The sequence below is a fragment of the Streptomyces sp. NPDC007162 genome (assembly GCF_040634175.1).
Lineage (GTDB): Bacteria > Actinomycetota > Actinomycetes > Streptomycetales > Streptomycetaceae > Streptomyces.
Window position 1 is genome coordinate 21,299 of sequence record NZ_JBEYFC010000047.1, and the last position, 9,002, is coordinate 30,300.

Here is a 9,002-nt window from a genome sequence, read left to right on the forward strand (position 1 = left end):
CGGTGCCCCTTTCCCCGGGCCGCCCCGGCTGCGATGATCGGGCCCAGTCTGTTAACCCGCGTTAACCGGAGGGCGTCGTGAGCGAGGAGCGGTTCGGGGAGTTCGTGCTGGTGCGACGGCACGGTCAGGTCGCGGAGCTGGTCCTGGACCGGCCCAAGGCCATGAACGCGGTGTCGGCGGACATGGCCCGCTCGATCGTGGCCGCGTGTGCCGCGCTGAGCGCCGACCGGGACGCCCGGGTGGTGGTGGTGACCTCCTCGCACGAGCGGGCGTTCTGTGTCGGCGCCGACCTCAAGGAGCGCAACTCCATGACCGACGCGGAGCTGGTCCGGGCGCGGCCGCTGTCGCGCGGGGCGTACACGGGCGTGCTGGAACTGCCGATGCCGACGATCGCCGCCGTGCACGGCTACGCGCTCGGCGGGGGCTTCGAGCTGGCACTGTCCTGCGATGTGATCGTGGCCGACAGTACGGCCGTGGTGGGCCTGCCGGAGGTGTCGGTGGGCGTGATTCCGGGGGGCGGCGGTACGCAGCTGCTGCCCCGCCGGGTCGGCGCGGCCCGCGCGGCCGAGCTGATCTTCTCGGCGCGGCGGGTGGAGGCGCCGGAGGCACACGAACTGGGTCTGGTCGACCAGCTGGTGGAGGCCGGGCAGGACCGGGAGGCGGCGCTGGCGCTGGCGGCCCGGATGGCGGCGAACTCGCCGGTGGGGCTGCGGGCGGCGAAGCGGGCGCTGCGGCTGGGGCACGGGCTGGACCTGAGGGCCGGGCTGGAGGTCGAGGACGCGGCCTGGCGGACGGTGGCCTTCTCCGGCGACCGCGTCGAAGGGGTGGCTGCCTTCAACGAGAAGCGGAAGCCGCAGTGGCCGGGCGAATAGAGAAGCGGCTGCGGAACGCCCTGTGACGGGCGCGGGGCCGAATGCGGTGTGCCGCTGCCGCCGCGTGGGCGCGATCGGCCCCCACCGGCCCGCAAGCGACCCGCAACACCTGTTCGCCGCACCAGAGTCCCGAATGCAGCAAATCATCCCTAACCTGGAGTAATGGGTGACGACAACCGCCTCGCCGCCATAGTGGCGCTGGCGCAGGGCATGGCCGCCGCGCACACCCCGCGTGAGTGCTGGCACGCCGCCGCGACCGGTGCCTGCCGCGCCCTGGACGGCAGTTTCGCCGCGCTCTCCGTGTGGGAGCGCGAACTCGGCCGGCTGCGGGTCCTCGTGAACGTCGGCGAGCGCGCCCCCGACGAGGAGGAGTTCCCGGACACCGAGGCCTACCCGGTGCACCAGTTCCCGGAGATCACCGAGTTCCTGCACGAACGCTGGGCGGGCGGCGGCAGCCCCAACGCCTGGGTCGAGACGGCCGAGGGCGCCGCCGCCGGCCGCCCGGGCTACTCGCACCGGCGCGTCGACGCCCTGCGCCGCCGGGGCCGCGGCTGCTGCCTGGTCGCCCCGATCGTGCTGCACGGCAGGGCCTGGGGCGAGCTGTACGTCGCCCGCGCCGTGCACGCTCCCGTCTTCGCCCGCGCCGACGCCGGCTTCGCCACCGTCCTCGCCTCCGTCGTCGCCGCCGGCATCGCCCAGACCGAGCGCCTGGAGGAGGCCCGCAGGCTCGCCTACACGGACGCCCTCACCGGCCTCGCCAACCGCCGGGCCGTCGACGTGCGCCTCGACGAGGCGATCGACCGGCACCGCACGGACGGCGCCGTGGTCAGCCTGGTCGTCTGTGACCTCAACGGGCTGAAGAAGGTGAACGACACCCGCGGGCACGCCGTCGGCGACCGGCTCCTCGAACGCTTCGGCTCGGTGCTGTCCCTGTGCGGGGCGATGCTGCCGGGCGCCCTCGCCGCGCGGCTCGGCGGTGACGAGTTCTGTCTGCTGACGGTCGGCCCGCCGGCCGACGAGGTGGTCACGGCGGCCGAGGAACTCTGCCGCCGCGCCGGGGAGCTGGAGTTGGGGGAGGGGGTCGCGTGCGGGGTCGCCTCGACCGCGGACCCGATCGGTCCCGTGCGTTCCGCCCGCCGTCTGTTCCGGCTCGCGGACGCCGCCCAGTACCGTGCCAAGGCGCTGCGCGCGGACCGTCCGGTGGTGGCCGGACGGGAGGGGCCGGACGACCCCGTCGTACGGCTGGCGGACGCGCCCCCGCCGGAACGGGCCGAACGGCGCAGCTTCCGCGGACGCCGGGGACTGTGACGTAGAAGTAAGGGGCAGCCCCGTGCTCCACTAGTGACAGCGGCTGCATTCAGTGCTTACGATCCTGAATATGGATATGCACACTGTGGTGGTGGGGACGTCCGGTGTCACCGCGTCCGACGTTCTCGCCGTGGCGCGCGGCGGTGCCCGCGTCGAGCTGTCGGCGGAGGCGGTCGCGGCGCTCGCGGCGGCCCGGGAGATCGTGGACGCGCTGGCGGCCAAGCCGGAGCCCGTCTACGGCGTCAGCACCGGCTTCGGTGCCCTCGCGACCCGGCACATCAGCCCGGAACTGCGGGCCCAGCTGCAGCGCAACATCGTCCGCTCGCACGCCGCCGGCATGGGGCCGCGGGTCGAGCGCGAGGTCGTACGGGCCCTGATGTTCCTGCGGCTGAAGACCGTCTGCTCCGGACACACCGGTGTGCGTCCCGAGGTCGCGCAGACCATGGCCGACGTGCTCAGCGCCGGTATCACCCCCGTCGTGCACGAGTACGGCTCCCTCGGCTGCTCCGGCGACCTGGCCCCGTTGTCCCACTGCGCCCTCACGCTCATGGGGGAGGGCGACGCCGAGGGTCCGGACGGGGTCGTGCGGCCCGCCGGTGAGCTGCTCGCCGAGCACGGGATCGCACCCGTCGAACTGCGCGAGAAGGAGGGGCTCGCCCTCCTCAACGGCACCGACGGCATGCTCGGCATGCTGGTGATGGCCCTCGCCGACCTGGACATGCTGTACAAGTCGGCCGACGTCACGGCCGCGTTGAGCCTTGAGGCACTGCTCGGCACGGACAAGGTGCTCGCGCCCGAACTGCACGCCATCCGCCCGCACCCGGGGCAGGGCGACAGCGCCGCCAACATGCTCGCCGTGCTGCGGGGTTCCCAGCTGACCGGGCACCACCAGGACGACGCGCCGCGGGTGCAGGACGCTTACTCCGTGCGGTGTGCTCCGCAGGTCGCCGGGGCGGGCCGGGACACGCTCGCGCATGCGCGGCTGGTCGCCGAGCGGGAGCTGGCGTCGGCCGTCGACAACCCGGTGGTGCTGCCCGACGGACGGGTCGAGTCGAACGGCAACTTCCATGGGGCGCCCGTCGCCTACGTCCTCGACTTCCTCGCCATCGCCGTGGCCGACCTCGGGTCCATCGCCGAGCGGCGGACGGACCGGCTCCTCGACAAGAACCGCAGCCACGGGCTGCCGCCGTTCCTCGCGGACGACGCCGGTGTCGACTCGGGTCTGATGATCGCCCAGTACACGCAGGCCGCGCTGGTCAGCGAGTTGAAGCGGCTGGCCGTTCCGGCGTCGGCCGACTCCATCCCCTCCTCGGCGATGCAGGAGGACCACGTGTCCATGGGGTGGTCGGCCGCGCGCAAACTGCGGACGGCGGTGGGGAACCTGGCGCGGGTCATCGCCGTGGAACTGTACGCGGCCACCCGGGCGATCGAGCTGCGCGAGGGGCTGACGCCGGCGCCGGCGTCGCAGGCTGTCATCGAGGCGGCGCGCTCCGCGGGGGTGCGGGGGGCCGGTCCTGACCGGTTCCTGGCGCCGGATCTCGCGGCTGCGGAGGAGTTCGTGCGGGGCGGGGGAATCGTCGCTGCCGTGGAGACGGTGACCGGGGCGTTGCGGTAGGTCGTTCCGTGCGGGTGCGTGGGGGCTGGTCGCGCCCACACGGCGGTAGCCGCATGTCGACCACAGCCTCGCGCCCCTGAAAGGGGCCGCTTCAGGAGCGCCCCCTTGAAGCCTGAGTCAGTTCAGCTTCGCCGCCTGGGCCTTGATGACCGCCGGCGGGACCGTGTACGTCTTGCCGGCCATCATCGCGCCGATGTTCATCGTGAAGTACGTCGCGAGGATGTTGCCGTGGCGGACCACCTCCGCGTGCAGGGGGGCCTTGTCGCCGTCCATGTCGGTGGTCGCCGTGAAGGCCACCGACTCGTCGCCCGTGCCCGAGGGCCTGGCCGCCGTCACCTTCGTGATCTTCTGCTCGTCGCCGGCGGTGCCGCCCGTGAAGCCGGCGGCGCAGTCCTTCAACGCGGCGGAGACCGCCTGCACGGCGTCCTCGGCGCCTCGGCCGTCGTACGACGACAGATCGAGGGAAGTGACGTCCAGGTCCAGGGAGTCCTTGAGCGCGCTCTCGAACTTGCCGTCGGCCAGGTCGTCGAGGGACGTGGCGTCGTCGGTCGGGTCCTTCTTGTCCTCCCGTACCGTGCGGCCGATCTCGGCGGGCGCGTCGGCCGGGGCGAGGCCGGTGAGGACGTAGGCCAGTGGACGGCACTTCTCGTCGCTGGTCCTTGTCCTGCTCCTGACCGCGGCACCCTCGCCGACCGCGTTGACCTTGTAGCCGTCCACCTCGCCCTGGACGAGGATCCGCTGCTTCAACTGCGCGGCGCTCAGCGCCCGAACGGACGGCGAGGCGGACTTCGAGCCGGAGTCGTCCTTCGAACCGCCCGCGGAGCAGCCCGTGATGAGGGCGAGGGACAGCGCGCCGCCGACGGCGAGGGCGCAGGTCCGCACGCCCGATGATCTCTTCATGGGAGGACTGTGGGTCCCCGGTCAAGAGCCGGTCAAGTTGTTTAGAACTCCAGCCGCTCCCGGCGCACCGAATAGACCACGAAGCCCGCGCCGACCGCGAGGAACAGGCTGCCGCCGACGACGTACGGGGTGGTGTTCGGGCTGCCGGTGTCGGCGAGCCGGGTGGCGTCCCCGGTGGCCTCGGACGTCGCCTCGGACAGTGCTCTGGCCTGCTGCGTGACCCGGGTCGCGGTGCCCTCCGGCGTGCTGGTTCTCGCCGGGGCGTCCTGCGACGCGTTGGCGGACGGGACGAACCACAGTGCGCACAGGAGCGTGCCTGCGGCGGTGGCGGTCAGCAACGGGCGGCGAGCGGATGACACGGAATATCGATCCCCTTGTGACGCTGGCGAATTGGCCGTGTGGGCAGATGTTAGTGAAAATCGCGGGTCACGGGAAAGTCACGGGAGGTTTCGGTCGTACGCTCCGGGCATGAGCACTCCAGAGGCATCACGTTTTGTACGACTTCGGGTGGAGTTGGTCCTTGAGGTCGAGGACGCCGGCGAGGTCGCCAAGGCCGCGCTGCGCCGCATCGCCGAGGATCCCGAGCTGCCCGACGAGGAGCGGACGCACGCCGAGGCCGCTGTGACGGAAGACACCGCCGAGGCCGTCGCCTATCTGGTGGATCCGTTCGACCTGGTCAGCGAGGTGCCCGGCGTCGAGCTCCAGCAGGCGTCCTGGTCCAGCGAGCGCATTTCCTACGATCCGGATTCGCCGGAGTGGGATCTCGACGAGGATGATGACGAGGACGACGAAGAAGAGGACGGCATCGGCTGAGCGATCCGGGGAACCAGTGACCTCGGACGGCCGCCGCCGTCCGGGGTCTTGTCGTCCCAGAGGGCGCTCGGACCGGCCCCTCGCGCACCAGCCGCCCCCGCGGACGTGGTGTGCCCCACAGATCCGAAGAATGCGGAACGGGACGAAGCAGCCGAAGCGTTGAGGCTTTCCGGCGGGGACTCCCGGTGTGTTCGCGGACTCGGCAACGATGGAGAAGCGTGTGATGACGGACAGTAAGCGGCGCAAGGGCCTGGTGGCCGCGTCCGCACTGCTCGGTGGTGTTCTGGTGCTCACGGCGTGTTCCGGAAGCGACGACAAGGCGTCCGGCGGCGGCAGCAGCACCCAGGCGCAGGCGGACGAGGCCGCGGCCAAGAAGTCGTCGCAGGCCGACATCACGATCACGCCCAGGGACGGGTCGAGCAACGCGTCCATCAACAACTCGGCCGCCGTCACCGTCAGCAAGGGCACCCTCACCGGTGTCACCATGACCACCGCCGACGGCAAGGCGGTCTCCGGCGCGCTGTCCGCCGACAAGAAGAGCTGGAAGCCCTCCGTCCAGCTGGAGCGGTCCACCACCTACAAGGTCGCCGCCGAGGCCAAGGACTCCGCCGGGCTGGTCGCGCACGAGAACGCGTCCTTCACCACGGTCTCCCCGACCAACAGCTTCATAGGCACCTTCACGCCGGAGGACGGTTCGACCGTCGGCGTGGGCATGCCCGTGTCGATCAACTTCGACAAGCAGATCACCAACAAGGCCGCCGTCCAGAAGGGCATCACGGTCAGCACCACCAGTGGCCAGGAGGTCGCCTGCCACTGGTTCTCCACCCAGCGCATGGACTGCCGTCCCCAGGACTACTGGAAGGAGAACTCCACCGTCACGCTGAAGCTGGCGCTCGACGGTGTCGAGGGCGCCTCCGGTGTCTACGGCGTCCAGCAGAAGACGGTCACCTTCCACATCGGCCGCAACCAGGTCTCCTACGTCGACGCGAAGACCAAGGAGATGAAGGTCACGCAGGACGGCAGGACCGTCAAGACCATCCCGATCTCCGCGGGTTCGCCGGAGAACAAGACATACCAGGGCGTCATGGTGATGTCCGAGAAGTTCAAGGAGACGCGCATGAACGGCGCGACCGTGGGCTTCACCGACAGCGACGGCAAGGGCGAGTACGACATCAAGGACGTGCCGCACGCCATCCGCCTCACCAGCTCCGGCACCTTCCTGCACGGCAACTACTGGGGCGCCAAGTCCATCTTCGGCAGCGTGAACACCAGCCACGGCTGCGTCGGCCTGTCCGACACCAAGGGCGCCGACGACACCAGCACGCCCGCCTACTGGATGTACAGCCACTCGATCGTCGGTGACGTCGTGGTCATCTCCAACACCGGCGACAAGACCGTGGCCCCCGACAACGGCCTCAACGGCTGGAACATGAACTGGGCCGCCTGGAAGGCCGGTTCGGCCGTCTGACACCGAGGTATCGGCTGCGGTTCGAGGTGAGAGGCGGTCGCCCGTGCGGGTGGCCGCCTCCGCTATGCGCCCTTGCGGATCCGCTCGCGCAGCGTCGCGCCGATGGCGGGGGTGATCCGCCCGTCGGGCAGCGGAACGCCGAGGTGCTCGGCGAGCAGCGGAGAGTGCACGTCCATGCTGGACTCCACGAGGTCCGCGAGGTTCCCCACCGCCCGGCGTGCCCGCGTCCATGCGAGGAAGCCGGCGGACAGCCCGCCGAGAGCCATCGGATACCACCAGAGGCATCCGACGACGACGTAGAGCACACTCCATGCGGCCAGACCGGATGCCTGGGAGAACCTTTCGCGCGCGGCCCGGACGTCGGTACGCGCCGGGTCGGGGAGCAACAGCCACATGCGGGGCCAGACCATGTCGAGGTCCAGTCCGTACTGGCCCATGATCCGCGATCCGCAGCTGTTCAACCGGTCGGCCATCCACCCTGCGTGACGCGGTCGCGTCAGCGCGATGCGATTGCGGCGCGCAGCCTGCTGGACCGCCACCCGGGCATGCGCTTCGGCCGTCTGCACAAGCCCGGCGAGCTCCGCCTGCTCGCGCCGCTGATCGGCCTGCTGGTACCGCCAGTGCGCCCGTGCCCAACGACGGCGCCGATCGCGCAGCAGGGGGCCGGCGGGCCACAGACGCCATGGGGTGAGCCACAACTCCTCGATCGCGGCGGACATCCAGTGTGCGAGCAGACCGGCGAAGGTGGCCAGGGCCAGCACGACGAGAGCCGAGAGGACGAGGGTGGCCGGGGGCTCTCCGTGATCCGGGGTGAGGTGGCGCAGCCGGTCCCCGGCACGTGCGAAGTCCATGGTGTGACCAAGACCCCGGGCGGCTGCCGTCGTGATGAGGAAGAGCAGGCCGGGAATGGTGAGCAGGGCCATCCACCGGCCGGCCAGCTGCTTGCCTATCTCGTCGAGGAACCCTCTCAAGGCTGCCCCTCGAACGTGAGCGGCTCGTTCTCGTACAGGGCACACAGCGGCAACGCCCCGCCGGGGCCCCGCTTCTCCTCCCGGCCGCAGTGTCCTCGGGGGCAGAGGTACGCGCCCTTGACGGGGGCGGCCGACAACGGACCGGGCAGGTTCGTGTCGGGGCGCCAGGACGAGCGGGGGTCGACCAGCAGCCCGTAGGTACGCCAGATCCGGGTGAGCGTCTCGTCGAGGGATGCCGCCCGCGCGGACGGGTCCGGCAGTTCGAGGACGTCGTGCAAGGCCTGGACGAACTGCCGAAGTGGTGCGTGCTGGCCGTTGCGTGCGGCGTCGCGCTTCAGGCGGGGCAGCTCGGCGCACAGGTCCGCCAGGCTCGGCGGCGAGGTCTGGGTCATGTCCACCTTCCCTTCATATCCAACTATGGTCTACCGTCGGTGGATTGGTGTGCTGCTCGACTGATTCGTCGACCGGGCAGGAACGGGGGACGCGCTGGTGGACGCAGAAGAACTGCGGGAGTTCCTGCACGGATTGCCCGCTCGACTCGCGGCACTGCGTGGCGACGGGGATCCCGAGACGCTGCGGTCCGGCGAGGTCTCGGCCGAAGCGACCCGTCTGCACTGCGCCCTCGCCGACGCCGAGGAGACCGACGGAGCGGAGCCGGCCGACTTCTTTCCCGCGTGGTCCGCGCTGGCGGGGTTCCATGAGGAACGCAACCGTCCCGGCCCGGTCCCCGACACCGCCGACGCCCTGGTCGACTTCTACCGAGCCGCCTTCTACCGCTGCCGCCTGTACCGTCATCGGCCCGACCTGCTGCCGGACGAACAGCGCCGGGTACTGGACGACCGTCCGGAAATCCTCGATGTCCTCGGAGCCGAGCCGAGGACGTGCGTGGCACGCGTCGTGCTGGTCACCAGAGGGCTCACGACCGGGGACGGTGACCGGGAGCGGCGAGAGCCGCTGCTGGGGCGGCTGGTCGAACAGGCCGGTGCGCTCGTCCCGCCGGGACATCCGCAGTCGCCGGACCTCATGGCCGCTCGCGGGCACCTGGCGTACACGTA

10 protein-coding genes are annotated in these 9,002 nt (G+C 71.1%); 6 read left to right on the forward strand and 4 right to left on the reverse strand.

What is annotated here, in order from left to right:
* Positions 1 to 77: 77 nt before the first annotated feature.
* The 3 genes from ABZ646_RS08465 to hutH all read left to right on the forward strand — a co-directional run bounded on the left by ABZ646_RS08465 (position 78) and on the right by hutH (position 3,795).
* Positions 78 to 872: an enoyl-CoA hydratase-related protein gene (locus ABZ646_RS08465; protein WP_360514513.1), complete on the forward strand. Its 795-nt coding sequence runs from the start codon at positions 78 to 80 to the stop codon at positions 870 to 872.
* Between the two features lie 162 nt (positions 873 to 1,034).
* Complete coding sequence (locus ABZ646_RS08470; RefSeq protein ID WP_360514516.1) at positions 1,035 to 2,180, forward strand: sensor domain-containing diguanylate cyclase; 1,146 nt, start codon at positions 1,035 to 1,037, stop codon at positions 2,178 to 2,180.
* Positions 2,181 to 2,256: 76 nt separating this feature from the next.
* Complete coding sequence (hutH, locus tag ABZ646_RS08475; RefSeq protein WP_360514539.1) at positions 2,257 to 3,795, forward strand: histidine ammonia-lyase; 1,539 nt, start codon at positions 2,257 to 2,259, stop codon at positions 3,793 to 3,795.
* Between the two features lie 117 nt (positions 3,796 to 3,912).
* Here the strand turns inward: hutH and ABZ646_RS08480 are convergent, their stop codons facing one another.
* Together ABZ646_RS08480 and ABZ646_RS08485 are read right to left on the reverse strand one after the other, a co-directional pair.
* Entirely contained in the window at positions 3,913 to 4,695 is a 783-nt protein-coding gene (locus tag ABZ646_RS08480; protein ID WP_360514518.1) for a hypothetical protein, read from the reverse strand.
* A 41-nt stretch (positions 4,696 to 4,736) separates the two neighbouring features.
* Complete coding sequence (locus ABZ646_RS08485; protein WP_360514521.1) at positions 4,737 to 5,054, reverse strand: LAETG motif-containing sortase-dependent surface protein; 318 nt, start codon at positions 5,052 to 5,054, stop codon at positions 4,737 to 4,739.
* A gap of 109 nt (positions 5,055 to 5,163) precedes the next feature.
* Between ABZ646_RS08485 and ABZ646_RS08490 the strand changes: the two genes are divergently transcribed.
* Positions 5,164 to 5,508, forward strand: a complete 345-nt coding sequence (locus tag ABZ646_RS08490) for a hypothetical protein (RefSeq protein ID WP_360514524.1) — start codon at positions 5,164 to 5,166, stop codon at positions 5,506 to 5,508.
* Positions 5,509 to 5,731: 223 nt separating this feature from the next.
* Positions 5,732 to 6,976: an Ig-like domain-containing protein gene (locus tag ABZ646_RS08495; protein ID WP_360514527.1), complete on the forward strand. Its 1,245-nt coding sequence runs from the start codon at positions 5,732 to 5,734 to the stop codon at positions 6,974 to 6,976.
* A gap of 62 nt (positions 6,977 to 7,038) precedes the next feature.
* Here the strand turns inward: ABZ646_RS08495 and ABZ646_RS08500 are convergent, their stop codons facing one another.
* Entirely contained in the window at positions 7,039 to 7,947 is a 909-nt protein-coding gene (locus ABZ646_RS08500) for a hypothetical protein (RefSeq protein WP_360514530.1), read from the reverse strand.
* Positions 7,944 to 8,339 carry a hypothetical protein gene (locus tag ABZ646_RS08505; protein WP_360514533.1) on the reverse strand — a complete coding sequence of 132 codons (396 nt, stop codon included), beginning with the start codon at positions 8,337 to 8,339 and terminating at the stop codon, positions 7,944 to 7,946. The genes ABZ646_RS08500 and ABZ646_RS08505 overlap by 4 nt, the downstream gene beginning before the upstream one ends.
* Positions 8,340 to 8,436: 97 nt before the next feature.
* On the opposite strand from ABZ646_RS08505, the gene ABZ646_RS08510 reads away from it, so the two are divergent.
* Positions 8,437 to 9,002 (forward strand): hypothetical protein (locus ABZ646_RS08510; protein ID WP_360514536.1); only part of this gene is annotated, 566 nt, incomplete at its 3' end.